General features: G+C 72.5%; 26 protein-coding genes. 11 read left to right on the top strand and 15 right to left on the bottom strand.

All coding sequences use genetic code 11. From position 1 onward, the window contains the following. Together ACGFIR_RS20585 and ACGFIR_RS20590 are read right to left on the bottom strand one after the other, a co-directional pair. Window positions 1-1,656 (bottom strand): SpoIIE family protein phosphatase, encoded by a 1,656-nt coding sequence (locus ACGFIR_RS20585; RefSeq protein WP_393146500.1) that lies wholly within the window; start codon window positions 1,654-1,656, stop codon window positions 1-3. A 127-nt stretch (window positions 1,657-1,783) separates the two neighbouring features. After that, the gene (locus tag ACGFIR_RS20590; protein WP_393146502.1) at window positions 1,784-3,019 is read right to left on the bottom strand and encodes an ROK family protein; all 1,236 of its coding nucleotides are present in this window, start codon (window positions 3,017-3,019) and stop codon (window positions 1,784-1,786) included. A 74-nt stretch (window positions 3,020-3,093) separates the two neighbouring features. Here ACGFIR_RS20590 and xylA point away from each other — a divergent pair, with 74 nt between their 5' ends. The 5 genes from xylA to ACGFIR_RS20615 all read left to right on the top strand — a co-directional run bounded on the left by xylA (window position 3,094) and on the right by ACGFIR_RS20615 (window position 8,958). Next, entirely contained in the window at window positions 3,094-4,281 is a 1,188-nt protein-coding gene (gene xylA, locus ACGFIR_RS20595; RefSeq protein WP_393146504.1) for a xylose isomerase, read from the top strand. A gap of 12 nt (window positions 4,282-4,293) precedes the next feature. Further along, window positions 4,294-5,745, top strand: coding sequence for a xylulokinase (gene xylB / locus ACGFIR_RS20600; RefSeq protein WP_393146506.1), 1,452 nt, complete (start codon window positions 4,294-4,296; stop codon window positions 5,743-5,745). A gap of 40 nt (window positions 5,746-5,785) precedes the next feature. Beyond that, window positions 5,786-6,889, top strand: a complete 1,104-nt coding sequence (locus ACGFIR_RS20605) for a DUF5925 domain-containing protein (protein ID WP_392999135.1) — start codon at window positions 5,786-5,788, stop codon at window positions 6,887-6,889. A 62-nt stretch (window positions 6,890-6,951) separates the two neighbouring features. Then, window positions 6,952-8,382: an MFS transporter gene (locus ACGFIR_RS20610; RefSeq protein WP_393146508.1), complete on the top strand. Its 1,431-nt coding sequence runs from the start codon at window positions 6,952-6,954 to the stop codon at window positions 8,380-8,382. Between the two features lie 255 nt (window positions 8,383-8,637). Next, the gene (locus ACGFIR_RS20615) at window positions 8,638-8,958 is read left to right on the top strand and encodes a peptidase inhibitor family I36 protein (RefSeq protein WP_393146622.1); all 321 of its coding nucleotides are present in this window, start codon (window positions 8,638-8,640) and stop codon (window positions 8,956-8,958) included. A gap of 348 nt (window positions 8,959-9,306) precedes the next feature. Here the strand turns inward: ACGFIR_RS20615 and ACGFIR_RS20620 are convergent, their stop codons facing one another. From ACGFIR_RS20620 to ACGFIR_RS20640, 5 genes are all read right to left on the bottom strand, one after another. Beyond that, the gene (locus tag ACGFIR_RS20620) at window positions 9,307-10,980 is read right to left on the bottom strand and encodes an alpha-amylase family glycosyl hydrolase (protein ID WP_393146624.1); all 1,674 of its coding nucleotides are present in this window, start codon (window positions 10,978-10,980) and stop codon (window positions 9,307-9,309) included. Between the two features lie 59 nt (window positions 10,981-11,039). After that, on the bottom strand, window positions 11,040-12,086 hold the full coding sequence (locus tag ACGFIR_RS20625; protein ID WP_392999141.1) for a LacI family DNA-binding transcriptional regulator: 1,047 nt from the start codon (window positions 12,084-12,086) through the stop codon (window positions 11,040-11,042). Between the two features lie 59 nt (window positions 12,087-12,145). Continuing rightward, complete coding sequence (locus tag ACGFIR_RS20630; protein WP_392999142.1) at window positions 12,146-13,114, bottom strand: carbohydrate ABC transporter permease; 969 nt, start codon at window positions 13,112-13,114, stop codon at window positions 12,146-12,148. 1 nt (window position 13,115) lies between these two features. After that, window positions 13,116-14,165: a carbohydrate ABC transporter permease gene (locus ACGFIR_RS20635; RefSeq protein ID WP_392999144.1), complete on the bottom strand. Its 1,050-nt coding sequence runs from the start codon at window positions 14,163-14,165 to the stop codon at window positions 13,116-13,118. Window positions 14,166-14,233: 68 nt separating this feature from the next. Continuing rightward, a complete protein-coding gene (locus tag ACGFIR_RS20640; protein ID WP_392999146.1) occupies window positions 14,234-15,574 on the bottom strand; it encodes an ABC transporter substrate-binding protein in 1,341 nt (446 codons plus the stop codon). Between the two features lie 246 nt (window positions 15,575-15,820). Here ACGFIR_RS20640 and ACGFIR_RS20645 point away from each other — a divergent pair, with 246 nt between their 5' ends. Beyond that, complete coding sequence (locus ACGFIR_RS20645) at window positions 15,821-16,597, top strand: peptidoglycan DD-metalloendopeptidase family protein (RefSeq protein WP_393146510.1); 777 nt, start codon at window positions 15,821-15,823, stop codon at window positions 16,595-16,597. Window positions 16,598-16,833: 236 nt separating this feature from the next. Here the strand turns inward: ACGFIR_RS20645 and ACGFIR_RS20650 are convergent, their stop codons facing one another. The 5 genes from ACGFIR_RS20650 to ACGFIR_RS20670 all read right to left on the bottom strand — a co-directional run bounded on the left by ACGFIR_RS20650 (window position 16,834) and on the right by ACGFIR_RS20670 (window position 19,309). Next, window positions 16,834-17,328 carry a TspO/MBR family protein gene (locus ACGFIR_RS20650; RefSeq protein ID WP_392999150.1) on the bottom strand — a complete coding sequence of 165 codons (495 nt, stop codon included), beginning with the start codon at window positions 17,326-17,328 and terminating at the stop codon, window positions 16,834-16,836. 150 nt (window positions 17,329-17,478) lie between these two features. Next, window positions 17,479-17,622, bottom strand: a complete 144-nt coding sequence (locus tag ACGFIR_RS20655) for a GPGG-motif small membrane protein (protein ID WP_007464364.1) — start codon at window positions 17,620-17,622, stop codon at window positions 17,479-17,481. Further along, complete coding sequence (locus ACGFIR_RS20660) at window positions 17,613-18,389, bottom strand: metallophosphoesterase (RefSeq protein ID WP_392999152.1); 777 nt, start codon at window positions 18,387-18,389, stop codon at window positions 17,613-17,615. Before ACGFIR_RS20660 ends, ACGFIR_RS20655 begins: the two co-directional genes overlap by 10 nt. A 9-nt stretch (window positions 18,390-18,398) precedes the next feature. Continuing rightward, on the bottom strand, window positions 18,399-18,674 hold the full coding sequence (locus ACGFIR_RS20665) for a hypothetical protein (RefSeq protein ID WP_392999154.1): 276 nt from the start codon (window positions 18,672-18,674) through the stop codon (window positions 18,399-18,401). After that, a complete protein-coding gene (locus tag ACGFIR_RS20670) occupies window positions 18,671-19,309 on the bottom strand; it encodes a nucleotidyltransferase (RefSeq protein ID WP_392999156.1) in 639 nt (212 codons plus the stop codon). The genes ACGFIR_RS20665 and ACGFIR_RS20670 overlap by 4 nt, the downstream gene beginning before the upstream one ends. Before the next feature lie 102 nt (window positions 19,310-19,411). Between ACGFIR_RS20670 and ACGFIR_RS20675 the strand changes: the two genes are divergently transcribed. From ACGFIR_RS20675 to ACGFIR_RS20690, 4 genes are all read left to right on the top strand, one after another. Next, window positions 19,412-20,152: a dTMP kinase gene (locus ACGFIR_RS20675; RefSeq protein ID WP_392999158.1), complete on the top strand. Its 741-nt coding sequence runs from the start codon at window positions 19,412-19,414 to the stop codon at window positions 20,150-20,152. 239 nt (window positions 20,153-20,391) lie between these two features. Then, on the top strand, window positions 20,392-21,306 hold the full coding sequence (locus ACGFIR_RS20680) for a MurR/RpiR family transcriptional regulator (protein WP_392999160.1): 915 nt from the start codon (window positions 20,392-20,394) through the stop codon (window positions 21,304-21,306). Then, window positions 21,303-22,259, top strand: coding sequence for an N-acetylmuramic acid 6-phosphate etherase (gene murQ, locus ACGFIR_RS20685; protein ID WP_392999162.1), 957 nt, complete (start codon window positions 21,303-21,305; stop codon window positions 22,257-22,259). Before ACGFIR_RS20680 ends, murQ begins: the two co-directional genes overlap by 4 nt. Before the next feature lie 441 nt (window positions 22,260-22,700). After that, window positions 22,701-23,690, top strand: a complete 990-nt coding sequence (locus ACGFIR_RS20690) for an RNA polymerase sigma factor RpoD/SigA (protein ID WP_392999164.1) — start codon at window positions 22,701-22,703, stop codon at window positions 23,688-23,690. A 72-nt stretch (window positions 23,691-23,762) separates the two neighbouring features. Here ACGFIR_RS20690 and ACGFIR_RS20695 read toward each other — a convergent pair whose 3' ends face one another. Beyond that, on the bottom strand, window positions 23,763-24,737 hold the full coding sequence (locus ACGFIR_RS20695; protein ID WP_392999166.1) for an NlpC/P60 family protein: 975 nt from the start codon (window positions 24,735-24,737) through the stop codon (window positions 23,763-23,765). A gap of 500 nt (window positions 24,738-25,237) precedes the next feature. Here ACGFIR_RS20695 and ACGFIR_RS20700 point away from each other — a divergent pair, with 500 nt between their 5' ends. After that, complete coding sequence (locus ACGFIR_RS20700; RefSeq protein ID WP_392999167.1) at window positions 25,238-25,753, top strand: DUF6232 family protein; 516 nt, start codon at window positions 25,238-25,240, stop codon at window positions 25,751-25,753. On the opposite strand, the gene ACGFIR_RS20705 is transcribed toward ACGFIR_RS20700, so the two are convergent. Both ACGFIR_RS20705 and ACGFIR_RS20710 read right to left on the bottom strand, forming a co-directional pair. After that, on the bottom strand, window positions 25,750-26,079 hold the full coding sequence (locus ACGFIR_RS20705) for a DUF3817 domain-containing protein (RefSeq protein ID WP_392999169.1): 330 nt from the start codon (window positions 26,077-26,079) through the stop codon (window positions 25,750-25,752). The genes ACGFIR_RS20700 and ACGFIR_RS20705 overlap by 4 nt on opposite strands. 26 nt (window positions 26,080-26,105) lie before the next feature. After that, the gene (locus ACGFIR_RS20710; protein ID WP_393146512.1) at window positions 26,106-26,516 is read right to left on the bottom strand and encodes a hypothetical protein; all 411 of its coding nucleotides are present in this window, start codon (window positions 26,514-26,516) and stop codon (window positions 26,106-26,108) included. Window positions 26,517-26,579: the final 63 nt, after the last annotated feature.

The following is a 26,579-nucleotide window of genomic DNA, read 5'->3' on the forward strand; positions in this document are numbered from 1 at the left end:
TCAGGCGGGGGCCGCCGCGACGACCAGCATCGCGATGTCGTCCTGGATCTGCCCGCCGAGCCACTTGTCGACGAGATCGAGGAGCCGGTCCACCAGCGCGGCCGGGGTCGACCCGGCGGCCGAGGCCAGCGCCGCGTGCAGCCGTTCCTCGCCGAACATCTCCTGGCCGTCGGGGCCGCCCCGCGCCTCGACGACCCCGTCGGTGTACGCGAACAGCAGTTCGCCGGGGGCGAGGCGGAGTTCCACCTCGGCGAACCGGGCGGCGGCGAGCGCGCCCACCGGCATCCCTCCGACCGCGACCGGGGTGACCCCGCCGTCGGCGTGGATCCGCAGCGGGGACGGGTGGCCGCCGCCGGCGATCCGGACGGTGACCCCGCCGTCGGGCTCGGCGTCGAGGGTGCCGAGCAGCAGGGTGGTGAACTGGCTGCGGCGGGCCGCGTCCGGTGCGTCGAAGAGCGCGTGGTTGAGCAGCCCCATCAACTCCAGCGGCCGCTGCTCGACCAGGCGCAGGGTCCGCAGGGACTGGCGGACCCGTCCGGTGAGGACGGCCGCGCCGACGCCCTTGCCGGCCACGTCGCCGAGGGCGAAGATCGCGCCGCCCGGGACGGGGAACACGTCGTAGAAGTCGCCGCCGATGCGCAGCCCGTCCCCGGCCGCCCGGTAGCCGCCCGCGAGGACGGCGCCCGGCACGGCCGGCAGGTCGGGCGGGAGCAGGCTGTTCTGCAGCACCCGGGCGAGGTGGACCTGCTCGCCGTAGAGTTCGGCGGCGCCGAGGGCGGCGCCCGCGCGGGCGGCGAACTCCCGGGCCAGTTCGATGTCGTGGCGGGCGAAGTCGGCCCGTCCGACGCGGCGGACCAGCACGAGGGCGCCGGTGGCGCGCCCCGCCCCCGGCATGGGACAGGCCAGCACGGTGCCGGGTGGGCCGAACCCGGGCGGGAGCACGGCGGCCAGGTCGGCCGCCTCCCCGTCCGGCCACGGGGACGGGGTCGCCGGGTGGCCGGCCAGCGCCTCGGCCAGCCCCGGCAGCGAGCCGGTCAGCGACCAGGGCGCGAGCCCGGTCACCGGGGCGGGGTCGCTTCCGTCGTAGCGGATCCAGTGCGGCTGGCCCTCCGTCGGCGCAGGCGGCAGGTGGACCACCATGGCCAGGTCGGCGAGGTAGGGCACGGGCATCATCGTGGCAGTCCGCAGCGTCTGCTCGCGCTGGAGGGAGCGCCCGAGACGGCTGCCGGCCTCGGCGAGGAACGCCGTCCGGGAGCGCTCGACCTGTAGCGCCTCGACGCGCGCGTGCTCATCGGTGACGTCCCGCACGTACCAGGCGTGCCGCCCGTCGGTGAGGTCGCGCCGTACGCCGTGCAGCCGGCGGCCACCGTGCTCGGCGGCGAAGCTGTCCGCTCCCGACGCCACCGCCCGGGCCACGGCCGGCACCGCACAGGCGTGCAGGTCCGTGCCGGGCGCGGCCTCGGGGAGGAGCGCCCTGGCCGTCGCGTTGACCAGCGTGACCGACCCGGCCCGATCCACCATCACCACCGCTTCGGTGAGCCCGTCGAGCACCTCCCGGGCGAGCCCGGAGTCGACCGGTCGCGCGGCGTCGGGGGAGCGGCCGGAACGCCCGCCGTCGGTGGGGTCCTTGACACCGTCCCGGGAGGCGGTGGTCACCGCCGCTCGCCGGGCGCCCCGGTCTGTCGACCTGTGCGCATGGTGGTCGTGCACTCCTCGGATCTGGTCGTTGCCTGAGGGCAAGCGTACCGAGGCGGAGCCGCGCCGCCATCGGAGGAACGGGGACTCAGGCCGGGCGGGCCAGCCAGCCGGTCGGCTGGTCCAGGATCCGGCGGACCACCGAACCGGCCCCGCCGACGGCCGCGGCGGCGGCGCCGAGGGTCGCCGGGCGGACGGTGACCGGTGACCAGGCCGCGGTGAGCACCCGCCGGGAGACCTCGGCGAGCACCGGCGGGCACAGCCACGGCGCCAGCGGGGCGTATCCGCCGCCGAGTACCACGGTGTCCAGGTCCAGCAGGTTGACCACGCCGGCGACGGCGACGCCCAGGGCGGTCCCGGCCTCGGCCAGGGCCCGCAGCGCGGCCGGGTCGCCGGCCCCGGCCAGCTCGGCCAGCCGGGTCGTCGCGGTGTCCGCCGGGAGGTCCGCGCCGCCGAGCCCGGCCGCCGCGAGGACCGCCTCCTGCCCGGCGTACGTCTCCAGGCAGCCCCGGCCACCGCACCGGCAGGGCGGGCCGTCGGGCCGGATCGTGATGTGACCGATCTCGCCGCTCCAGCCGCGCGTGCCCCGGAACAGCGACCCGTCGAGCACGATCCCGGCGCCGATGCCGACCTCCCCGGAGATGTGCAGGAAGCTGGCCCGGTCACCGGGCCCGGCGTGCAGCTCGCCCAGCGCGGCGAGGTTGGCCTCGTTGTCGACCACCAGCGGCGGTACGCCGTCGACGTGGGCGGTCAGCGGCGCAGCCCGGCCGAGCAGCGCGGGTACGGGCACGTCGCGCCAGCCGAGGTTGGGCGCGAGCCGGACCAGGCCCGCGTCGCCGACCAGGCCGGGGACCGCGAGGGCCGCGCCGGCCAGCGTGAGCCCTTCGCGGGTGGCCTCGGCGCGGGCGTCGGCGGCCAGGTTGGCCAGCCGGGCGAGCGCCTGGGCGGGGGAGAGGGGCCGCAGGTCGGCGCGGTGCACCCGGTGGTGGCGGACCTGGCCGGCGAGGTCCACCACGCAGGCCGCCAGGTAGTCGACGTTGACCTCCAGGCCGAGCCCCGCCGGGCCGTCGGTGGCGAGCACCAGGCCCCGCGAGGGCCGCCCCGCGCCGGTGCGGGGGGTGGGCTCCGCCTCGGCCACCAGACGGCCGGCGAGCAGGTCCTCCACGACGGCCGAGACGGTGGCCCGGGTGAGGCCGGTGCCGGCGGCCAGTTCGGCCCGCGAGGGCGGGCGGTCGGCGGCGGCGATCCGGCCGAGCACCACGGCGAGGTTCCACTCGCGCAGGCTGCCCTGCCGTACCGCCGTCGGGGCGTCGGGTCGGGTCACCCCTTGACACTGTCACAGGTCGACCAAATAATTCAACCACTGAACAAATAGCGGACGACACCCGGAGGTCTGCCATGGCACCCCGTCCCACCCCCGCCGACAAGTTCTCCTTCGGCCTCTGGACGGTGGGCTGGCCGGGCCGCGACCCGTTCGGCGACGCCACCCGCGCCGACCTGGACCCGGTCGAGACGGTGCACCGGCTCGCGGAGCTGGGCGCGTACGGGATCACGTTGCACGACGACGACCTCGTGCCCTTCGGCGCGGACGCCGCCACCCGCGACCAGCACGTGGCCCGCTTCCGCAAGGCGCTCGACGAGACGGGCCTGGTGGTCCCGATGGTGACCACCAACCTCTTCACCCACCCCGTCTTCAAGGACGGCGGCTTCACCAGCAACGACCGCGACGTCCGGCGGTACGCGCTGCGCAAGGTGCTGCGCAACATCGACCTCGCCGCCGAACTCGGCGCGCGCACCTTCGTGATGTGGGGCGGCCGGGAGGGCGCCGAGTACGACCTCGCCAAGGACGTCCGGGCCGCGCTGGACCGCTACCGGGAGGCCGTCGACCTGCTCTGCCAGTACGTCGTCGACTCCGGCTACGACCTGCGCTTCGCCCTCGAACCGAAGCCGAACGAGCCGCGCGGCGACATCCTCCTGCCCACCGTCGGGCACGCCCTGGCCTTCATCTCCACCCTGGCCCGTCCCGAGCTGGTCGGGCTCAACCCGGAGGTGGGCCACGAGCAGATGGCCGGCCTGAACTTCGCCCACGGCATCGCCCAGGCGCTCTGGCAGGGCAAGCTGTTCCACATCGACCTCAACGGGCAGCGCGGCGTCAAGTACGACCAGGACCTCGTCTTCGGCCACGGCGACCTGCTGAACGCGTTCGCCCTGGTCGACCTGCTGGAGCACGGCGGCCCCGGCGGCGGGCCCGCCTACGACGGTCCCCGGCACTTCGACTACAAGCCCTCGCGCACCGAGGACATGAGCGGCGTCTGGGCGTCGGCGGCGGCGAACATGCGCACCTACCTCCTGCTGAAGGAGCGCGCGGCAGCGTTCCGGGCGGACCCGGAGGTCGCCGAGGCGCTGGCCGCGAGCCGGGTCGCCGACCTCGGCACCCCGACGCTCGCGCCGGGGGAGGGCTACGCGGAGCTGGTCGCGGACCGGTCCGCGTTCGAGGAGTTCGACGTCGCCGGGGCCGCCGCGAAGGGCTTCGGCTTCGTCCGGCTCAACCAGCTCGCCGTCGAGCACCTGCTCGGCGCCCGCTGAGGGCCGCCGGCGATGCCGATCGTCGCGGGGGTCGACTCCTCGACCCAGTCCTGCAAGGTCGTCGTCCGGGACGCCGAGACCGGCGCCCTGCTCCGGCAGGGGCGGGCGCCGCACCCGGACGGCACCGAGGTCGACCCGGCGGCGTGGTGGTCCGCGCTGGGCGCGGCGGTCGACGCCGCCGGCGGGCTGGCCGACGTGGCGGCGGTCTCCGTCGCCGGGCAGCAGCACGGCATGGTGTGCCTCGACGACAAGGGCGGAGTGGTCCGGCCGGCGCTGCTGTGGAACGACACCCGTTCCGCCGGGGCCGCCGCCGAGCTGGTCGCGGAGGCCGGCGGCGGGGAGGCCGGGCGCCGGTTCTGGGCGGACGCGGTGGGCAGCGTGCCGGTGGCCAGCTTCACCGCCACGAAGTTGCGCTGGCTGGCCCGCCACGAGCCGGAGCGCGCGGCGCGGGTCGCGGCGGTCTGCCTGCCGCACGACTGGCTGACCTGGCGGCTGGCCGGCGCGCCGGGCCTGGCGGCGCTGCGCACCGACCGGGGTGACGCCAGCGGCACCGGCTACTGGTCCCCGGCCACCGGCGACTACCGGCTCGACCTGCTGGAGCAGGCGTTCGGGCGGCGGCCGCACGTGCCCACGGTGCTCGGCCCGGCGGAGCCGGCCGGGGCCGTACGCGCCGACGCCCTCCCGGGCCTGCCGGCCGGCGGGGCGGCGCTCGGCCCGGGCACCGGCGACAACGCCGCCGCCGCGCTCGGCGTCGGCGCGGTCCCGGGCGACGTGGTCGTCTCGATCGGCACCTCCGGCACCGTGTTCAGCGTCGCCGACGCCCCCGCCGCCGACCCGAGCGGCGCCGTCGCCGGGTTCGCCGACGCCACCGGCCGCTTCCTGCCCCTGGTCTGCACGCTCAACGCGGCCCGGGTGCTCGACGCCGCCGCGTCGATGCTGCGGGTCGACCTGGACGAGTTGGCCGGCCTGGCGCTCTCCGCCCCCGCCGGCGCGGACGGGCTGGTCATGGTGCCCTACCTGGAGGGCGAGCGGACGCCCGACCGGCCGCTGGCGTCCGGGGCCGTGCACGGGCTGACCCTGCGCACCTCGACGGCGGCCCACCTGGCGCGCGCCGCCGTCGAAGGGCTGCTCTGCGCCCTCGCCGACGGCCTCGACGCGCTCACCGCCCAGGGCGCGACGGTGCGTCGGGTGATCCTGGTGGGCGGGGGCGCCCGCTCGGCGGCGGTGCGCAGGATCGCGCCGCAGGTCCTCGGCGTGCCGGTGGTCGTCCCGCCCCCCGGCGAGTACGTCGCCGACGGCGCCGCCCGCCAGGCCGCCTGGGTCGCCCTGGGCGGCGCGGCGCCCCCCGCCTGGTCCGTGGCCGGCACGGAGGAGTACGCGGACACCCCCGTCCCCGCCATCCGGGAGCGGTACGCCGCCGCCCGCGCGCACTTCCTCGACCGGCTCAACCCGGCCGTCGGGTAAACGACTGTACGGGCTGGACCGGGCTCGCGATCATCGACGGATGCGAACCACCCCCGAAATGGACGAGGCGCCCGGCACCGGCATTCCCTCGATGCTCCAGTACGACGACGCGGACACCCCCTGCGACGTCATCGACGCGTTGGTCCTCGCGGACTTCGTCACCGGCCGGCACCCGTGGTCGCACACCGTCCGGCTCTCCCGGGTGCGTCCCGACGCGCCACTGACCGTCCCCGACGGGCGGCTGCTGCGTACGGCGGTGGAGAACCGGCAGCGCTCCCGGCTGCTGGCCGGTGACGGCTGGACGGCCCGGGTGGTCACCTGGAAGGGGCGCGGCGCCGAGGTGACGGTCACGGCGGTCTCCGAGGAGGTGGGTCAGTCGGCCCTCGACCGGATCGTCGACGGCGCCGCCGAGCAGGAGGACCCGGGCGCCGGCCGGATCGGCTTCTGGCACCAGAACCCCCGCCGGGGCAGCCAGCGCGACGTGCGCGCCATCGCCGCGCCGGAGTGGGCGGAGATCCGGCCGAACTACGCCGCCGCCGCCCGCGACGCGCTCGACGAGCTGATGGCGACCACCCCGGAGCGCCTCGCCGGCCGGCTGGTGCTGCTGCACGGGGCACCCGGAACGGGGAAGACCACGGCACTGCGCGCGCTGGCCCGGCAGTGGCGTGACTGGTGCCAGGTCGACGCCGTGCTCGACCCGGACGTGCTCTTCGCCGACACGGCGTACCTGTCCGAGGTGGCGGTCGGCGACGAGGACGGCGAGCCGGGGACGGGCCGACGGTGGCGGCTGCTCATCCTGGAGGACTGCGACGAGCTGATCCGGGGCGAGGCGAAGCAGGCCGCCGGCCAGGCCCTGTCCCGGCTGCTCAACCTCACCGACGGGCTGCTCGGGCAGGGGCGCGACGTACTCGTCGCGATCACCACGAACGAGGACCTGTCCCGGCTGCACCCGGCGGTGGTCCGCCCGGGGCGCTGCCTGGCGCGCATCGAGGTGGGCGCGCTGTCGTACGAGGAGGCGACCGGATGGCTGGGCACGGCGGCGGGGGTGCCACCACAGGGCGCCACCCTCGCCGAGCTGTACGCGCTGCGGGCGGGCACGCCGGCCGCGCCCGCCGCCGCGCCGGTGATCGGCGGCTATCTCTGAGCGGCCCGGCGCGCCCGCGCGTCGTCACCCGCCCGTGACCTGACCCTGGTTGGCTGCCGCACATGACCTTGACCAGGGGTGGGCCGGCGCGGGCCCGGGGCGGGACGCGGGCGCACCGGCTCTACAGCGTCGTGGTCTTCGTGCTGCTCGCCTCGCTGGACAACGTCGCGATCGGTCTGGTGCCCCCGCTGTACGGGCCCATCTCCGACGCCTTCGAGGTGCCGCAGCGGCTGCTCGGCCTGGTCACCGCCGTGAGCTTCCTGGCCAGCGCGGTGGCCGCCGTCGGCTGGGCGTACGTCGGCGACCGCACGAACCGCAAGCCGCTGCTGATGGTCGGCACCCTGATCTGGGCGCTCGGTACGGGCGGCAGCGCGCTGGCGGCGAACTATCCCACCTTCCTGGCGGCGCAGATCGTGGCGGCGGTCGGGCTGGGCGCGGTCGGCTCCGTCGGGTTCTCGGTCGTCACCGACCTGATCTCGCCCCGCCGCCGGGGGCTGGTGATGAGCTTCTGGGGGCTGTCCCAGGGCGTCGGCACGCTGGCCGGCACGCTGGTGGGCGGGCTGCTCGGGGCCACCGACTGGCGGCGGCCGTTCCTGCTGCTGACCGTGGTCGGCCTGGCGGCGACCGGCGCCTACCTGTTCACCTACGACATCCGGCGCGGGCAGAGCGAGCCGGAGCTGGCGGGCGCGCTGGCCGAGGGCGCGGAGTACGACTACCGGATCAGCCGGGAGGATCTGCCAAGGATCCTGGGCCGCCGTACGAACCGCTGGCTGATCCTCCAGGGCCTCACCGCCCAGGCGGCCTTCGGGTCACTGGTCTGGCTGCCGGTGCTCTTCGCCGAGCGGGCCGAGGACCAGGGCTACTCCGCCGCCACCGCCGTGGTCGTGGGCAGCGTCTTCGCCACCCTGTTCCAGCTCGGCGGGGTGCTCTCCATCATCGGCGGGCTGGTCGGCGACGCGCTGCAACGCCGTACGCCCCGGGGCCGGGCGCTGGTCGCGGCGGTGGGCATCCTCGCGGCGCTGCCGTTCTACCTGGTCCTCTTCTTCGTGCCGGTACGCATCGACGTGCCCGACGGCGCCGGGGCGGGGGCGGTAGTCCGGGCGGTGCTGGTCAGCGTGTTCACCGAGCCGACGGTCGGGCTGAGCCTGCTCACGGCGGTGGTGGCGCTGGCGCTCACCTCGGCCAACTCGCCGAACTGGTTCGCCCTGATCGCCGACGTCAACCCGCCCGAGCACCGGGGCACCGTCTACAGCCTGGGAAACCTGGTCAACGGCGTCGGCCGCGCGGCCGGCAACGGGCTGGTCGGGGTGGCCTTCCACGGCCTGCGGGCGGCCTTCCCGCCGCCGCTGAACTACGCCGTCGGGCTGGCCGCCTTCCAACTCTTCTTCATCCCGACGGGCGTCATGTACTGGCTCGCCTCGCGGACCTCGCCGGGCGACATCACCGCCGTCCGCGATCTGCTGGCCGTCCGCGCCGAACGCCTGACGGAGTGAACCGCTGGCGGTCCGTCTGGTTCGGTTCGCAGGTCCGCCGCGTTCTTCGCGCCTCGGCTCAGATGCCGTGTCGTCCGACGGTCCGACATTGGGCCTGTCATACGAAGGGCACTCGAACAGACTGGGCCTCATTGTCGAATGTCAATCTTGCGCCCGGGTCGGGCGGGTACTACTGTTGCTGGGCATACGGCTCAGTCGAACGGGGAGAAATTGATGACTGTCGGAAAGCGTGTCTCCGCCATAGCCGCAACCGCAATGGTCGGTCTTTCGATCGGAATTCTGCAGCCGACTGCGGCCAGCGCCGCCAGCTGCACCTCTAACGTCTGCACCTACAGCGGGGCGAACTTCACTGGCACCGAGGCCACCTCCGGGGGGAACGCGGGGGTGTGTTACCTGCCTGGCGCGATCCGATCCATAGTCAACAACTCATCCCGCAGTATCGTCGTCTACGAATTGACCAACTGCCGAATCGATGGCTTCAAGACGCGAACTGTCGAACCTTACACGTCGGTTTCGAGTATGAGTTTCACGGGATACAGCTACAAGTCGCTCGTTCTTCCCGCTCCCCCGGCCTGATCCACTCTTCCGGGGCATGGAGTGCGTCGCTGTCCCGATGCTCGAATCAGGTCACGTGGCCGGGGCGGGTGGACGTCGCGGACGCTGTCGCGCCTGAGCCAGGCGGGATCGGCGGTTTGCCGAGCCTCGATGCGTCGACGATACGCGGCAACGCGCCAGGCAGAGGACGGTGCGGCGGCGCGTCCGGCGAGTGAGCGCGGGCGCGCCGCCGCACCGTCCTTTCACGGCACTTTCACGGCACCGGACACGGGGGCACGGCCGGCCGGTCGCGGTGGCCCGGGGCCGGGTGACCGTCGGCGGTGCGATCTCCGGTTTCCCGGTTCCGGTCACCAGACCCCTCAGTGCACCTCAGCCGCGGATCCAGACCGTGACGTCGGTGGGCACCGTACCGTCCTCGGTCAGCGGCGCGCTGGTCAGCGCCAGCTCGCCGCCGGCGGGCAGCGGCACGGCGGCGGCGCCGAAGTTGGTCAGCACGGTCAGCCCACCGTTGCGGAACGAGAGCACCTCGTCGCCGGAGGCGAGCCACTTCAGCGTGCCCTCACCGAGCCGGTGCTCGCGGCGCAGCCGCAACGCCGTCCGGTACAGCTCGTACGTCGAGCCGGGCGCGTCCCGCTGCCGGTCCAGGGCGTACTCCGCCCAGCTCGACGGCTGCGGCAGCCAGCTCGCGTCGGTCGGCCCGAAGCCGTACGAGGGGGCGTCGGCCTCCCACGGGATCGGCACCCGGCAGCCGTCCCGGCCCCGTTCGGTGTGCCCGCTGCGCCGCCAGGTCGGGTCCTGCCGGGCCTCGTCGGGCATCGTGGTGTGCTCGGGCAGGCCCAGCTCCTCGCCCTGGAAGAGGTAGGCCGAGCCGGGCAGGGCGAGCATCAGCAGGGTGGCCGCCCGGGCCCGGCGCAGGCCGAGTGCGGCGTCGGGCTGCGGGTCGCCGATGCCGATGCCGTTGGGCCGCCGGCCGCCGATCGGCAGACCCAGCCGGGAGGCGTGCCGGACCACGTCGTGGTTGGAGAGCACCCAGGTGGTCGGGGCGCCCACGGTGTCGGTGGCCTCCAGCGAGCGGGTGATCACCGCGTACTGGGCCGGCGCGGTCCACGCGGCGAGCAGGTACTCGAAGTTGAACGCCTGGTGCATCTCGTCGGGGCGGACGTAGCGGGCCAGGCGCTCGGCCGGCTCGACCCACGCCTCGGCGACCAGGATCCGTTCGTCCGGGTAGCCGTCCAGCAGCCGCCGCCAGTCCCGGTAGATCTCGTGCACGCCGTCCTGGTCCCACATCGGCGGGCGCGGCTTGTCGACCTCCTGGCCGGAGAGGATCTCCTGCGGCTCCCGCCAGTCGGCCAGATCGGCCTGCTTGATCAGGCCGTGCGCCACGTCGACGCGGAAGCCGTCGACGCCGCGGTCCAGCCAGAACCGCAGCACGTCCAGGAACTCCTCCCGGACCTCGGGGTTGTCCCAGTTCAGGTCGGGCTGGCCGGAGTCGAACAGGTGCAGGTACCACTGGCCGGGGCGGCCGTCGGCCTCGGTGACGCGGGTCCAGGCCGGCCCGCCGAAGACGCTCGTCCAGTCGTTCGGCGCCTGCGCGCCGTCGGGGCCCGACCCGTCCCGGAAGATGTAGCGCGAGCGCTCCGGGCTGCCGGGGTCGGCGGCGAGCGCCGCGGTGAACCACCGGTGTGCCGACGACGTGTGGTTGGGCACGAGGTCGACGATGACCCGCAGCCCGCGCGAGTGCGCCTCGGCGATCAACCGGTCAGCGTCGGCGAGGGTGCCGAAGAGCGGGTCCACGTCCCGGTAGTCGGCCACGTCATACCCGGCGTCGGCCTGCGGCGACGGATAGAACGGCGACAGCCAGAGCGCGTCCACGCCCAGTTCCACGAGGTGGTCCAGGCGGGCGGTGATGCCGGGCAGGTCGCCGATGCCGTCGCCGTCGGAGTCGGCGAAGGAGCGCGGATAGACCTGGTAGATGGTGGCCCTGGTCCACCAACCGGTGGCCGGGGCGACGGGCGTGTCCTGGTGCGTCGGGTTGCTGTTCAGGGCCTTCTCCCGTGTGTCGAGCCGGACGGTCGGATACGGCCGGGCGTCGCCGTTTCCCGTTAGTGTGCCCGGGGCGCCGCGGTCGATTCACGCACGATCAGCCGAGTGGGCAGGATCACCGGCGACCCCGGCGGGTCGAGCTGGGGGCCGCTCCGCTGCCTGCGGACGCCGGGCTCCAGCGGGTCGAGCAGGATCCGCGCGGCGAGCCGACCCTGCTCCGCCGCGGGCTGGGCGATCGTGCTCAGCCCGAGCACGCTGGCCAGGTCGTGGTCGTCGACGCCGATCACGCTGACGTCCTGCGGCACCCGCAGGCCGGCGTCGCGCAGCGCCGTCATCGCCCCCATCGCCATCTCGTCGCAGGCCGCGAAGATCGCCGTCGGCGGGTCGCCGCGCCGCAGCAGCTCCTCGGTGGCCCGCGTACCGCCGCTGATGGTGAACTGCGACTCCACGTCGAGGTGGGGGTCCGGGGTGATCCCGGCGTCGCACAGCGCCTCCTGGTAGCCGCGCCGCCGGTCGAGGTGGGTGGTGTAGGCCAACTCGTCGTCCGGGTCGCCGGAGATGTGGGCGATCCGCCGGTGGCCCAGGTCGAGCAGGTGCCGGGTGGCGGTCCGCGCGACACCCACGTCGTCGATGCGTACGCAGGGCCAGCCGGGCACCACCGTGCCGGAGCTGATGGTCACCCCGGGCAGCTTCAGCTTCGTCAGGGCGGTCAGGTCGGCGGGGCGCAGTGGCGTGGCGGCCAGCATGATCGCGTCGACGCGCTTGTGCAGGTTGGCGGTGCGTAGCACCCGCTGACGGATCTGCTCCCGCCCGCCGAGGTTGTAGAGCAGCAGGTCGTAGCCCGCCTGCTGGAGGACGTCCTCGACCGCCTCGACGACGGTGCCGAAGAACCACCGGGTGATGCGCGGGACGACGACGGCCACGGTGCCGGTGCGCCCGCCGGCCAGCCGCGAGGCGCTCGGCGAGACGGCGTACTCCAGCTGCTCGGCCGCCGCGAGCACCCGGCGGCGGGTCGCGGCCGAGACCGTCGGCAGCCCCCGCAACGCCCGGGACACGGTGGCGGTGGAGACCCCGGCCAGGCGTGCGACATCATCGATTCTCGTCACGTACCCCCCGCTCCGCCCCGCTCCGCCGCCGCCGGGGACCCGGCGGCGGCGGAGAGACCTCAGCCCTTGACGCTGCCGGCGAGCAGGCCGCGCACGAAGTAGCGCTGGAGGGACAGGAAGACGATCAGCGGTACGACGATCGAGATGAACGCGCCAGCCGTGAGCCGCTGCCACTCGTTGCCCCGGGTGCCGGCCAGTTCGGCCAGCCGGACGGTGAGCGGGGCGGTCTCGTTGCCGCCACCGGCGAAGATCAGCGCGACCAGCAGGTCGTTCCAGACCCAGAGGAACTGGAAGATGCCGAACGCGGCCAGCGCCGGGGTGATCAGCGGCAGCACGATGGAGCGGAAGATCTTCGGGTGGGTGGCCCCGTCGACGCGGGCGGCCTCCATCAGGTCACCCGGGAGCTGCGAGATGAAGTTGTGCAGCAGGAAGACGGCGAACGGCAGCGCGAAGCAGGTGTGGGCGAACCACACCTGTGCGAACTTCTGTTCGTCGACCAGGTCCCAGGCCGGCATGAGGGTGACCCCGGCGACGGTGACGCCGGTGGAGAAGAACTTCAGCAGCGGCACCAGGGCCATCTGGAGCGGCACGATCTGCAACGCGAAGATCGCGATGTACATCCAGTCCCGCCCCCGGAAGTTGATCCAGGCGAGCGCGTACGCGGCCAGGGCCGCGAAGGCGAGCGGGAAGAGCACCGACGGGATGGTGATCGCCAGCGAGTTGATGAAGTAGCTGGCGAGCTGCGGCGACGACGAGGAGCTCCCGAAGAGCACCTCCTGGTAGTTCTCCAGCGTGAACGACGGGTTGGTGAAGAAGGTCCACCACCCGCTGGTCTTGATCTCGTCCTCCGGCCGGACGGAGGAGATGAGCAGGCCGAAGGTGGGGATGGTCCAGAGCACCGCGATGACGATCGACACGAGGGTCGCGGTACGGCTGTTCAGCCGCTTGCGGACGCGCCCGGCGGCGCTGGTGCCACGGCCGGCGGTCTTCTGGGTGCCGGCGGCGACGGTGGGCGTTGCGGTGGTCATCTCAGCCCTCCCGCTGCTGACGGAGGTTGCGGATCTGGTAGATCACGATCGGGATCACCAGGACGAACAGGAAGACCGCCAGCGCCGAGCCCTGCCCGTTCTCGCCGTACCGGAACGCCTGGTTGTACATCTCGTTGGCGATGACGCTGGTGTCGTAGTTGCCGTTGGTCGACGTGCGGACGATGTCGAAGACCTTGAGGGTGGCGATCGACAGCGTCACCACGACCACGATCAGCGCCGGCCGGATGCTCGGCATGGTGATCTGCCAGAACATCTGCCACGGGGTGACCCCGTCGAGCCGCGCCGCCTCCACGATGTCGGCGGGGATCGCCTTGATCGCGGCGGAGAGCACCACCATCGCGAAACCGGCCTGGATCCAGACCATGATCACGATCAGCAGCAGCGTGTTCAGCGGTGACTCCAGCAGCCACTGCTTCGGCTCGCCGCCGAGGCTGACCACGATCTGGTTGAGCAGGCCGATCTGCTCCTGGTCCTCACTCCGGTAGGCGTAGACGAACTTCCAGATGATGCTGGCGCCGACGAAGGAGATCGCCATCGGCAGGAAGATCAGTGACTTGGCCACCGCCTCGAACCGGGCCTTGTCCACCATCACGGCGTAGAGCAGGCCGAACGAGGTGGCCACCAGCGGGACGAGGAGCACCCAGACCAGAGTGTTGATCAACACCCGGACGATGGAGTCCTCGGAGAACATCCAGCCGTAGTTGCGCAGCCCAACCCAGTCGTTGCTGTTCGCGTCCATGAACGACAGCATCGTGGTGCGGATGGCCGGGACCACCAGCCCGATGGTGAGCAGCAGCAGCGTCGGCAACAGGAAGAAGAGCGCGAACATGCCCTCGCGCGGCTTACGCCGGCGGGGGAGCGGGGCGCCGCTGGCGGAGGCGGCAACGATCTGCTCCTCCCGGCGGCGGGCGAACCAGGCCGGCACCACGTCGAGGAGCAGGAGCAGACCGCCCACCACCGCGACGAAAGCGATCAGCCCGTACATCAGCATGAGGAACTTCGGCTGTTCCTCAGCGAAGTCGAACTCCATCGACCCTCCCAGGTCTCTGATCAGCCGGTGGGCCGGCCCGCGTGCGCGGACCGGCCCACCGGTTCAGATCACTTCCAGCTGCCCTCGATGCCGTCGAGCACCGTCTTGGTGTCCTTGCCGTTGATCCAGTCGACCATGCCCTTCCAGAACGTGCCCGCGCCGACGGCCGCCGGCATCAGGTCCGAGCCGTCGAAGCGGAAGACGGTGGACTTGTCCTGGAGGATCTGGACGGAGAGCTTGTCGATCGGGTTGGCGACGTTGGCCAGGTCGAGCTTGTTGTTGGCCGACACCCAGTCACCGATCTTGGCGCGGCTGTTGGCGTACTCGCCCGAGGCGAGGTACGTCTGCACAGCCTGGACCTCGGGGCGGTCGTTGAAGGCCGCGACGAACTCGCCGCCACCCAGCACCGGCTTGCCCTTGCTGGCGTCGATCGCCGGGAAGTAGAACGCGAAGACGTCGCCGTCCTCGGCCACCTTGGTGCCCTTCGGCCACTGGTTGGCGTAGAAGGACGCCTGGCGGTGCAGCGCGCACTTGCCCGTGGTGATCGGCAGGCCGGCCTCGCCGAAGGCGGTGGTGGCGATGCTCTTCACGCCGCCGTATCCGCCGTTCATGTACTTCTCGTTCTTCAGGATGGTGCCGGCCTTGTCGACGGCCTCGGCGACCTTCGGGTCGTTGAACGGGATGCCGTGGCTCGTCCACTGGTCGTAGACCTCGGGGGTCTGCGTCCGCAGCAGCACGTCCTCGATCCAGTCCGTGGCCGGCCAGCCGGTGGCGTCACCGGACTCGATGCCGGCGCACCACGGCTTGGCGCCGGTGCCCGCGATCTGGTCGCTGAGCTTGATCAGCTCGTCCCAGCTGGTCGGGACCGTCCAGCCCTTCTCCTTGAAGGTCTTCGGCGAGTACCACACGAAGGACTTCACGTTGGAGCCGAGCGGGGCGCCGTAGAGCTGGCCGTTGACGGTGCTGTACTTCAGCCAGTCGGCCGGGTAGTTCTCCTCGGCCATCTTCTTGGTGTCGGCGCCGACCGGCTTGAGCTTGCCCGAGTCGACGAAGCGCTTGACCAGACCCGGCTGCGGGATGAACGCGAGGTCGGGGGCGTTGCCGCCGTCGACCCGGACACCGAGCTGCGCCTCGAACTCGGCGCTGCCCTCGTGGTCGATCTTGATGCCGGTGCAGTCCTCGAACTGCTTCCAGGACTCCGCGAGGCGGTCGGCCTCGACGTCCCGGATCGACGAGTAGATCGTGACCTTCTTGCCGTCGTTGTCGCCGTACTTCTCGTATGCGGCGCACTCCGCGGAGCCCGCGGAGCCACTCTTCTTGTCGTCACCGGTGCCGCAGGCCGTGGCGCTCAGCGCCAGCCCCAGTACGCCGGCGATCGCGAAAGCCTGGCGTGATCTGGCAAACGCCATGCCGTTCTCCTTCCTTGCCGGCGCGTCAGGGATCGAACCCGCGCCGGTCCGATGGGCGTCACCACATGTAAGCGCTTGCATGTGGGCTGGTCCACCCCTATCCGGACACGAGCGAGTAACAATCCGGAAACCGCAGACCCCCTATTGGGCGCGCTCCCACACGGGAATTCGACCTCTTCCCATCGATGTCATTTTCTGACACCCTGAGGCCAAGTAATCGAAAGATTTCAACATAGGAGGTGCTGGATGGCTAAGCGTTGGTTGGGCCTGCTGGCGGCCGGTCTGCTCGCCGCGGGCGTGCTGGTCCCGGCGGCCCCGGCGATGGCCGCCCCCACGTTCAAGGTGCCGTTCCCGTGCGGGCAGAGCTGGTCCGGCCAGACCCGGTCGGCCCACAGCCCGGCGTACGCGGTGGACTTCAACCGCACGGACGACCTTGGCGACCCGGTGGTGGCGAGCGCCCCGGGCACCGTCGACCGGGTCACCGATCTCGGCGGCACCAGCTACGGAAAGTACGTCCGGATCAGCCACGCGGGCGGCTACCACACCTACTACGCCCACCTCAACGGCTTCAACGTCTCCGTGGGCCAGAGCGTCGGCTACGGCAAGGTGATCGGCTGGGTCGGCAGCACCGGTGGCTCCACAGGTCCGCACCTGCACTACGAGCAGCGGCTCAACGGCGCCGACATCCAGGTGCGGTTCAACGGTGCGCTCGCCCTCTACTGGGGCACGAAGAACTACAGCAGCGACAACGGCTGCGCCAGCAGCACCGGCTCCGGCACGATCAACACCACCAGCGGGGTCGCGCTGACCGTGCGCTCCGGCCCCGGCACCGGCTACAGCTCCGTCGGCACCATCGCCGACGGCGCCCGGGTGACCATCCAGTGCCAGACCAGCGGCACCAGCGTCACCGGCACCTACGGCACCAGCACCATCTGGGACAAGATCGGCGCCGGACGCTTCGTCTCCGACGCGTACGTCTACACCGGCTCCGACGGCTACATCTCCGGCGTTCCCCGCTGCTGAGTGAGCGACGCGGGGCTCCGGCAGCGCCGGGGCCCCGCGTCGTCGTGCCTGCCGCCGCCGACCGGACATCGCCGCCGACCCGCGCGATCCGGTCGATCGTCGCCGAGGTGGCGCCGCCGCCGAGGCCGCTCCGGCCGGCGCAGGCTGCCTGTTCGGCCGGTCCGCCGCGCGCTGTCGGCCGGTCCGCCGCGCGGGCCGTCGGGCCCTTCCGGCACTAGCCCGGCCGCCAAGGCGGCTCAGGTGTTCAGGCGCCAGATGGCGAAGTTCAGGGCGGCGGCGAAGGTGACCCAGGCCCAGTAGGGCAGCATCAGTAGCGTGGCCGGGCGGGAGACCCTGCGGAAGAGAGCGACCGTCACGCCGATCGCCACCCACATCAGCAGGATCTCGACGAACGCGAGCCCGTAGCGGCCCGCGCCGAAGAAGAGCGGGGTCCAGATCGCGTTGAGCACCAACTGGACGATCCACGCCCAGAGGGCCGGGCCGAAGCCGACCCGCCGCCAGACCAGCCAGCCGGCCACCGCGATCATCGCGTAGAGCAGGCTCCAGACCGGTCCGAAGAGCCAGGACGGCGGGGCCCAGGCGGGCTGTTCGAGGCTCGCGTACTCGGCCGTGGTGCCCCGCACGCCGAGCCCGCCGATCGCCGCGGCGACGAACACCGCGGCCCCGAAGCCCAGCAGCGCCCACCACTGCCGGGCACCGCCTGCCCGTTCAGCGCTGCGAGAGATCTCCATGGTCGGGATGTCTCCGCCGAGGGCGGGCGGTAAACCTCCGGACGAACATGACACCGGGGTCGTCGAGGCCGGAAAGCTCCCGTCGGGAGGACGGAGTTCCGGTCGCGACGACCCCGGTGGGTCCCTGTGCGGCGGCCTGTAGCCGCCACGTCAATTGAAGATGCTCACACCACCCGGCCCGACGAGCAGGCCCACCACGATGAGGACGATGCCCCAGAGGATCTGCCGCCGGAACAGCGCGAGGATGCCGGCGACCACAAGTACGACTGCGAGAATCCAGAGAATCAGCTCCATGTTTGCTGGATACCCGACCCGCCGACGCGGGAAACCTGTGCCTGATCAAGGTGCTCGCCCAGGTGGAAGACGCTGTACGCCTGCTTGATGACGGGGTGGGCGACGTTGCGTACGCGGACCCCGCCGGGCGTGGTGCCTCGCTCGCTGCCGGCGTGCGCGTGCCCGTGCAGGGCCAGGGCTGTCGGTGCCGAGTCGATCGCCTGACCCAGCTGGTACGAGCCCAGGAACGGGTAGATCTCCAGCGGCTCACCGGCGAGCGTGTCCGGCACCGGCGAGTAGTGGGTGAGCGCGACCAGCACGTCGCAGTCCAGCCCTCGCAGGGCGGCGGCGAGAGCGTCCGCGCTCTCGGTGGTGGTCCGGACGAACGCCTTCATCTCCGGCTCGCCGAAGTCGCTGGCGCAGCGGCCCGCGAACCCTCCGCCGAAGCCCTTCACCCCGGCCACGCCCAGCCGGCGGCCGGCGCAGTCCAGCACCACGCCGTCGCCCTCCAGCACCCGGATCCCGGCGTCCTCGAGCACCTTGACCACCTGCGGCACCTGGTCGCACTGGTGGTCGTGGTTGCCCAGCACCGTCACCACCGGCACGCCCAGCCCGCCGAACTCGGTGGCCACGCAGCGGGCCTCCGCCTCGGTCCCGTGCCGGGTCAGGTCGCCGGCGAGCAACAGCACGTCGGCGTGCTCGGGCAGCTCGTCCAGTGCCGGCCGGAACCGCCCGACCACGTCCTCGTCCAGATGCACGTCGCCCACGGCGGCGATCCGGATCACCATGGAACCTCCTCAGGGCAGTTGCTCGATCTCCGTGGGCGCCTGCGCGCGGATCACCCCGATGTCGCTGGTGACCGGCACGTCGGGGAAGCGTTCGGCCACCCGGCGCAGGATCTCCTCCCGCCGGTGCGGGCTCTCGACCTCGCCGTAGAGCACGAGGCCGCGCTCCCGGCGGACCACGGTGATCCCCTGCTCGGCCACGTCCGGGTCCTCGGCGAGCAGGCGGTGGATCTCCGCCTCGACGTACTCGTCGGGCGGTCCGGTGGCGACGTCGCGTTGCTCGGTCACGGTGTCCCCTCTCCCTCGCCGGTGCCGGAGTGCGGCACCACCTCCAGCCGGTCCAGCAGCACCAGGAACGCCTCCGCGTACGGCGAGTGCTGCGTCTCCTTGCGTACCCGTTCCCAGTCGATCTGCTCGCGCAGGGAGCGGGCCAGCGGCAGCCCCCGGGCGAAGTCGCAGTAGTGCTGCGAGAAGCTCAGCAGTTTGTGCACCATGAGCTGGCTGGCCGAGAGCACCGGCATGTGGATCGCGTCGACGGGCCGTACGACCGTGTCGGCGAACGTCTCCTCCGTCACCGGCGTCTCGATCGGCCGGTGGATCAGGTCCACCATGCGGCCGTCGTCGAAGACCTTGACCAGCCAGTCCTCGGGCGGCCGCTCGGCGGTGAACCCCGCCGCGACCAACGCCTCCAGGGCCCGATCCACGTCGACCTCCCGGATCAGGAAGTCCACGTCGTGGTCGCTGGAGTGACCGCCGTGGGCGTACACCGCGAAGCTGCCTCCGAGCGCGAAGGGAATCTCTTCCTGCTTGAGCACGGCGGCGACCTTCTTCAGCGTGTGCACCAGGCTCTCGTCCCCGCGCTCTGCCATTGGCGTCTCCCGTCGAAGGTGGTGGGCGGCTGATCCGACTCCGGTACCCGGCATCCCGTCGGACCACACCTGGCAGGAAGCGCGAGCCGTACCAACCTGGATCAAACGGCACATACTTTCCGAGCGCGCGAGCGCGGGTCGGATAACCTGTGCAGAGTGTCCAGATCACGAGGGGCGCGGCGCGGCAGGGCCCGATTGCGCGCCGTCGCTCTGATCGGCATCGACGGCTCGGGCAAGACCACCCAGGCGCACCGGCTCGCCGACGCGCTCACCGCGGCCGGCCACCCGGCCACCTACCACCGCAACGCCGGCGGGCGGCGCTGGCTGGGCCGCCTCGCGCACCGTCTCGGCCGCCCCGACGCCCAGCGGCTCGTCGGGCGCGGCGGGATGCTGGCGGTGGAGTCCGTGCTCCGCTGGCTGGCGATCGCCCTCGCCCTGCTCAGCTGCCTCGCCACCGGCCGGGTCGCGGTGATGGACCGCTACTCCGCCTGCCAGTACGCGAGCATCCGCGCGCACGGGGGGCAACGCTGGGAGCGGCTGGCCCGGGCCGGCTACCGGATGTTCCCGCGCCCGCAGGTGACCTTCCTGCTGACGGTCGATCCCGCCGAGGCGTACCGGCGGATCGAGCAGCGCGGCACGGACCACGAGAGCATGCGCTACCTGACCGCCGCGGACGCCGCGTACCGCGCCCTGCCGGAGTACCCGACCTTCGTGGTGGTCGACGCCGGGCACCCGCCGGAGGAGGTCTCCCGACGGATCCAGGCACACATGGCCGGCTGGCTGACCCCCGCCGACGACCGGGACGGCCGGCCGGCCGGCGGACCCGAGGAGAGACCCGCCGTCGTGCCCGAACCGCCGGGCGCGGCACCCGTCGCGATCGGACGGCTGACCGGCTGAGCCGGCCGCGTGCGGGCGCGCAGGCCGGCGGCGCGGTACGCCGGGGCGCGACGTCACCGTCCGCCCGGGGGTGGACGGATCGACAGGGGTGCCCGGCGCTTCCGCGCTGGCCCGCGGGGGTGACGCCAGTCCGTGGGAATGGCACCGTCGGGTGGAACGGCACATCCGGGCGGGCGGTACTTTCCTCAATACGGGGAGTCATGGTTGACGCTCAGGCCTGGTGAAAGTAAGTTTCATCCGTGGCGAAGAGTCCGAAGATTTCTGCGAGTCACGAGCAGGGTGGGCTGATCGTCCACATCAGCGGCCTGCTCCCGTCGTTGTCGCCGGCCGAGCAGCGGGTCGCCCGGCTGGTGGTCGCCGACCCGGCCGACGCCGCGCGTCGGACCATCACCGATCTCGCCACCGCCGCCGAGACATCCGAGGCGACCGTCATCCGCTTCTGCCGGTCCGTCGGCATGGACGGCTACCCGCAGCTGCGGATCCGGCTCGCCGCCGAGGCCGCCCGCCGCGTCGAGCCGCCGGACGCCCGGGTCGTCGGCGGTGACATCCCGCCCGGGGCCGATCTCGCCCAGATCATCGCCACCATCGCCTTCAACGACGCGCGGGCCGTCGAGGAGACGGCCGAGCAGCTCGACCCGGCGATCTGCGAGCAGGTCGTCGACGCTATCGCGGGCGCCGGCCGGATCGACGTCTACGGGGCGGGCGCCAGCGGTTTCGTCGCCTCGGACTTCCAGCAGAAGCTGCACCGCATCGGCCGTACCGCCTTCTACTTCCCCGACGTGCACACGGCGCTGACGTCGGCCGCTTTGCTCGGGCGGGGCGACGTCGCGGTCGGGATCTCGCACACCGGCACCACCTCCGACGTGATCGAGGTGCTGGAGCAGGCGCGGGCGCGCGGGGCGGCCACGGTGGCGCTCACCAACTTCCCCCGGTCGCCGATCACCGAGGTCGCCGACTTCGTGCTCACCACCGCCGCCCGCGAGACCACCTACCGCTCCGGGGCGATGGCGAGCCGGCTGGCCCAGCTCACGGTCGTCGACTGCCTCTTCGTCGGGGTGGCCGCGCGCAACCGGTCCCGGGCCAGGAAGGCACTCGAAGCGACAGCCGAGGCGGTCCGGTCGCACCGGGTCGGCCCGGGACGGAGGCGGGCATGACGGCGGGCGCGGTGGAACCCCACGAGGCGACGGCCCCGGTGGCGGCTCAGCCGGTCATCCGGGTCGGTGCGCCGACGGAGCGACGCAATCCGCTGAGCGTGGACCTCGACCTCATGTCGACCCGGGACGTGCTCACGGTGATCAACGAAGCGGACCGGCGGGTGCCCGGCGCCGTCGCGGCCGTCCTCGACGAGATCGCGGCGACGGTGGACCTGGCGGTGACCGCCCTGCGCGGCGGGCACCGCGTGCACTACTTCGGCGCCGGCACCTCCGGCCGACTCGGCGTGCTCGACGCCGCCGAGCTCGCGCCCACCTTCAACTCGCCGCGGCACTGGTTCTGCGCCCACATCGCGGGCGGGTCGGAGGCCATGTGGCGGGCGGTCGAGGACGCCGAGGACGACGACCGGGGCGGCGCGGCCGAGGCCGCCGAATGCGTACGGGCCGGGGACCTGGTGGTGGGACTCGCCGCCAGCGGACGCACACCGTACGTCCTGGGGGCGCTCGCCGCGTCGCGGGCGAAGGGCGCCTCGACCGTGCTGCTCTGTGCCAACCCGGAGGCGGAGGCCGCCGGGTCGGTGGACGTCTTCATCGGGGTGGACACCGGACCGGAGGTCGTCACCGGGTCGACCCGGATGAAGGCGGGCACCGCGCAGAAGCTGGTGCTGAACACGTTCTCCACGGCCGTGATGGTCCGACTGGGTCGGGTCTACTCGAACCTCATGATCGATATGGTCGCCACCAACGCCAAGCTCCGGGGCCGGATGATCTCGATCCTGATCGAGGCCACCGGCTGCTCGGAGGAGATCTGCCGGCGGGCCCTCGTCGAGACCGACGGCGACATGAAGGTGGCGCTGGTTTCGCTCGTCTCCGGCGTGGAGGTGTCCGCCGCGCGGGCGGCCCTGGCCCGCTCCGCCGACCAGGTACGCGGCGCCCTGGCCCTGCTCGCCTCCTGAGCTGACCTTCGCTCGTACCGCCGCTCCCCACCCCTGCGATCCCCGTCACGTCCGGCACGGATCCGCCGCCCGGATTGTTCACCGAGGGGTGGGGTATTACCACGGGCATGGATGAACCACCCGGCGCGCCGATGCGTGTCCTGGCAGTGACCAGGATCGCAGCCTGACGGTGACCCGGGTCGCTGTGGCCCGCGCCCTGGCGGTGCTGCCATGGTGCGGGGGACGGCGAGACATCGATCCGCCGCCCAGGTGTGGTGCCCATCGGAGAGCCGCCACATGGGGTGCTGACAGCAAACATGGACCGCGCTCTCAGCGGATTGTCAGGCATTCGTGACAGTTTCGACTCACGACATGGAATCCCCGACGCGTCTCAACTGTTGTGTAGGTGTCAGCACCGGTGGGCACAGCGGGAGTTACGGGGGAGGGCTGATGGACGTGGGGATGGCAAGGAACCGGGCAACCGGCGCGAGCGAGGGGACCGTGGGCAACGTGGACAAGAACATCGGCATGCGAACCGACGAGGTTGCCGAGGAGCGCGACCTGGTCGGTGTCTACCTTCACGAGATCTCCCGGACGCCACTGCTGGACGCCGCCAGGGAGGTCGACCTCTCCAAGGCGATCGAGGCCGGCCTCTACGCCGAGCACCTGCTCGGTGAGGATCGCGTCCCCGCCGGTGTCGACCGGGAAGACCTGGAGCGGTTGGTCGCCGAGGGCGAGCGGGCCAAGGACCTGTTCATCCGGGCCAACCTGCGACTGGTCGTGTCGATCGCCCGCCGCTACGTCCGCTCGGGCATGCCCATGCTGGACCTGATCCAGGAGGGCAACACCGGCCTGGTGCGGGCGGTCGAGAAGTTCGACTACGTGCGCGGCTACAAGTTCTCCACCTACGCGACCTGGTGGATCCGCCAGGCGATCAGCCGGGCGATCGCCCAGCAGGAGCGCACCGTGCGACTGCCGGTGCACCTGGTGGAGGACGTCAACCGGATGCGCAACGTGGCTCGGCAGCTCACCCGTGAGCTGGGCAGCGACCCGGAGCCGGAGCAGGTCGCGGCGGCCCTTGGCGTGACCGTCGAGCGGGTCAACGAGCTGGTCCGCTGGTCGCAGGACACCGTCTCGCTGGACACCCCGGTGGGCGACGACGGCGACACCAACCTCGGTGACCTGGTCGCCGACAGCGATGCGCCGTCGCCGGAGGAGATCGTCCTGACCGGGCTGGAGCGGCAGCGGATCGAGGGGCTGCTCAACCACCTCGACGACCGTTCGGCCGGCATCATGCGGGCCCGCTACGGCCTCGAGGACGGCCGGGAGCACTCGCTCACCGAGGTGGCCTCGCGGTTCTCGCTGTCCCGCGAGCGGATCCGGCAGCTGGAGATCCAGGCGCTCGGCCGGCTCCGCGAGCTGGCCCGGGCCGAAGGGCTCCAGGCGGCCTGAGCAGGGTAGGAACAACGGCGAACGGCCGGCGTCCGATAGGGGGACGCCGGCCGTTCGCCGTTTCGGGTGCGCTCAGCGCACCCGGCCGTAGCCCTGGATGGGCATCAGGTTCATGCCCCGTTTGAGTACGTTGCGCCCGGCGCTCGGCGCGTCGATGACCTGACCGCCGCCGACGTAGAGGCCAACGTGCCCGAGGCCGCTGTAGAAGACGAGGTCGCCGGGGCGCAGCTCGCTGCGGCTGATGTGGGCGACCGCGCTCCACTGCATCCGGGTGTTGTGCGGCAGCGACTTGCCGGCCGCCCGCCAGGCCGCCGAGGTCAGCCCCGAGCAGTCGTAGCCGTTCGGCCCGTCGGCGCCCCAGCGGTACGGCTTGCCGAGCGCGCCGTACGCGTACCGCACCGCGACGCCGGCCTGGCCGGAGACCGAGGGCGCCTGCTTCGCGCTGTCGGGCCGGGCCGTCGGCTTCTCCGTGGCCCGCCCGTACGCCTGCCGGCGCAGCTCGTAGAGCTCGGCCAGGTCGCGTTCGATCCGCTTCTTCGCGGCGGTCATCTCGCGGGCCTGGACCGCCTGCCGGCCCAGCGTGACCTCCAGCCGGGTCTTCTCGTCGAGCAGCCGGCGCTGGTTGCCGGTGAAGTTCGAGATCGTCGCCTGCCGCTGCCGGGTGAGCTGGTCGAGCACCTCGAGCCGGTCCAGCAGGGTGTCGGCGCCGCCGGGACGCAGCAGCGCGTCCACGGTGGTCAGGTTGCTGCCGGTCTTGTACGCGGTCACCGCCATCTCGCCGACGTCGGCCCGGCTCCGCTCGGTCTCCTGCTCCAGCGGGCCGATGCGGCTCTGCACCCGCGCCACGGCGGCCTGGTTGGCCTTGATCTCCTCCCGGAGCTTGTTGTAAGCCTCGACGACGTGTTCCAGCTGGGCGGAGGAGTTCTCGATCCGCCGGGTCAGCTCGGCGGGGGACGGTTCGGCCCGGGCGGGTACCGCCGGTGCGAGCAGCGTGGCGGACACCATGGCGATCGCCAGGGCGCGCAGCGTGTTACTGAGGGACGACAAGAGCGGAACGCTCCTCTCCCACCGGCCACCGTGGGCTGCTGAGGCCCTCGGCGACACCGGGCCGGTGCTGTCCGGGTGGACGGCGATCGACCGGGCCGGCTCGGACAACCTAACCCCGGGGCAGGAGTTGTGTCAGTTGAAGCAGGGTCGAATGTTGGCCGAGGGACGAAATTTGTTGATCACTAACCACCCCCGTTCGTGATCGACTTCTCCCGGCCCGACACGGTCCGGAGCGGCTGATGTCGGCAATCGGGCGATCCATTCCATTCGTCGTTGTCGGCACATGACTTCGGAACGTGTTCCGCCATAACCGACAAGACCGACACGGTGGCCGCAACCACCGGACCGACCGGCGGTGCGGGCCGGACACGAGCCGAAATCACCGTCCGAGCTGGCACGTGCGCCACACAATGAAGCGCGCAGCCGGGAATCCCGTCGACCGGCACCGATGCGAGACCGTCGACGGGAGCCGACCCGGCACCAGCCGCGGGAGGTAGAACGTGCACCCTCAAGGCGCCACCCGACAGGCGCGGACGACCGCGCAGGCAACCACCCTCCTCTACGCCCGCCCCGGGATCATCGTCACGGTCGACCGGTTCACCGTCGGGCGCAACAGTTGGTGGGTCACCGAGCTGACCCACCTGCAGACCGGCCGTGGCCCGCACGACCGCGTCGCGGTGCGGGCCGCCCTGGTCACCGGCGCCATGATCGGCGGCGTCGGCCTCCTGCTCGGCTTCACGGGCGGGCTGCAACGACTCACCGCGGGCGCGTACCTCGTCCTGGGTCTGGTGTTCCTGCTGCCGGTGGTGGTCGCGCTGGTCGGGGACCGGTGGCGACCGCCCGCGTACGAGCTGTGGGGCCGGCGGGGCGGGGAGCGGGTGCTGCTGTTCAGCAGCGACGACGAGCGGCAGTTCGGGCAGGTCTCCCGGGCCCTGCGCCGGGCCCGGGAGATGAACCGCTACGGCGGCTGGGAGGACCCGCTCGCCTCGACCGAGCCGTGGCGGCCCAACCGCTAGCCGGCGACCGGCTCCGGGGCCCGCTCGGGCTGCTCGGCGCCGACCCAGGAGCTGACCCGGCGCTCGGCGAAGAAGGAGACGAACGGCACCGTGCCGGCCAGCATCACCAGGACCATGCGCTTGAGCGGCCAACCGGCCCGGCGCGACAGGTCGAAGGCGGCCACCAGGTAGAGCATGTAGAGGAAGCCGTGGGCCTGCCCCACGGTCTCCACCAGGATCGGTTCGTCGAAGCCGTACTTCATCGGCATGCCGATCACGACCAGCAGGATCAGCGCCACGCCGACGATCCAGGCGATGACTCGGTACCGGGTCAGGGCTGCGCCCACCGTCGTCCGTCCTTTCGCGCCCGGCCTCAGCCGGGGTAGTCACCGGGTTTCGCGCCCGGGTTGTCGTTCAGCCATTGCAGGTAGTGGTTGTAGGCGGTCAGGTCGCCGTCCTCGCCGCCGTCGGCAGCCGCGGACGCGCGGGCGACCCGGACGGGTCGGCGTACGACCGGGCGGGTCGCGTCGGCCGGCGTGCCGGCGGAGGGCGACGCCTCCCCGGGCGCGGCGGCCGGCCCCCGCAGCGTGTGCCGGACCTCACGCCACCAGACGAAGACCACGAAACCCGCGAAGATCGGCCACTCGACCGCGTAGCCCCAGCTGATCGAGTTGCCGGCGGCAGCCCGGCTGAACTGCCACCAGCCCAGGCCCAGGAAACCGCTGACCAGCACGACCATGGCCACGTGGCGCGCGATCCACGCCGGGGTCCAGAGCCGCTTCATGGCATCGAGAGTACCGGGGGCGGCGGCGGTCTCCGACGCGGCGTCGTAGCGCGGCCGGGTTTG

It is taken from the genome of Micromonospora sp. NPDC049051 (assembly GCF_043197575.1).
Taxonomy (GTDB): Bacteria; Actinomycetota; Actinomycetes; order Mycobacteriales; family Micromonosporaceae; genus Micromonospora.

What these genes read in the sequence shown, in the direction of transcription:
- xylA (WP_393146504.1), top strand. Translation starts at nt 3,094, where the DNA reads ATGGCACCCCGTCCCACCCCCGCCGACAAGTTCTCCTTCGGCCTCTGG.
- xylB (WP_393146506.1), top strand. Translation starts at nt 4,294, where the DNA reads ATGCCGATCGTCGCGGGGGTCGACTCCTCGACCCAGTCCTGCAAGGTC.
- murQ (WP_392999162.1), top strand. Translation starts at nt 21,303, where the DNA reads ATGACGGCGGGCGCGGTGGAACCCCACGAGGCGACGGCCCCGGTGGCG.
- ACGFIR_RS20645 (WP_393146510.1), top strand. Translation starts at nt 15,821, where the DNA reads ATGGCTAAGCGTTGGTTGGGCCTGCTGGCGGCCGGTCTGCTCGCCGCG.
- ACGFIR_RS20655 (WP_007464364.1), bottom strand. Translation starts at nt 17,622, where the DNA reads ATGGAGCTGATTCTCTGGATTCTCGCAGTCGTACTTGTGGTCGCCGGC.
- ACGFIR_RS20605 (WP_392999135.1), top strand. Translation starts at nt 5,786, where the DNA reads ATGCGAACCACCCCCGAAATGGACGAGGCGCCCGGCACCGGCATTCCC.
- ACGFIR_RS20610 (WP_393146508.1), top strand. Translation starts at nt 6,952, where the DNA reads ATGACCTTGACCAGGGGTGGGCCGGCGCGGGCCCGGGGCGGGACGCGG.
- ACGFIR_RS20690 (WP_392999164.1), top strand. Translation starts at nt 22,701, where the DNA reads ATGGCAAGGAACCGGGCAACCGGCGCGAGCGAGGGGACCGTGGGCAAC.
- ACGFIR_RS20635 (WP_392999144.1), bottom strand. Translation starts at nt 14,165, where the DNA reads ATGGAGTTCGACTTCGCTGAGGAACAGCCGAAGTTCCTCATGCTGATG.
- ACGFIR_RS20670 (WP_392999156.1), bottom strand. Translation starts at nt 19,309, where the DNA reads ATGCCGGGTACCGGAGTCGGATCAGCCGCCCACCACCTTCGACGGGAG.
- ACGFIR_RS20615 (WP_393146622.1), top strand. Translation starts at nt 8,638, where the DNA reads ATGGTCGGTCTTTCGATCGGAATTCTGCAGCCGACTGCGGCCAGCGCC.
- ACGFIR_RS20640 (WP_392999146.1), bottom strand. Translation starts at nt 15,574, where the DNA reads ATGGCGTTTGCCAGATCACGCCAGGCTTTCGCGATCGCCGGCGTACTG.
- ACGFIR_RS20650 (WP_392999150.1), bottom strand. Translation starts at nt 17,328, where the DNA reads ATGGAGATCTCTCGCAGCGCTGAACGGGCAGGCGGTGCCCGGCAGTGG.
- ACGFIR_RS20710 (WP_393146512.1), bottom strand. Translation starts at nt 26,516, where the DNA reads ATGAAGCGGCTCTGGACCCCGGCGTGGATCGCGCGCCACGTGGCCATG.
- ACGFIR_RS20660 (WP_392999152.1), bottom strand. Translation starts at nt 18,389, where the DNA reads ATGGTGATCCGGATCGCCGCCGTGGGCGACGTGCATCTGGACGAGGAC.
- ACGFIR_RS20630 (WP_392999142.1), bottom strand. Translation starts at nt 13,114, where the DNA reads ATGACCACCGCAACGCCCACCGTCGCCGCCGGCACCCAGAAGACCGCC.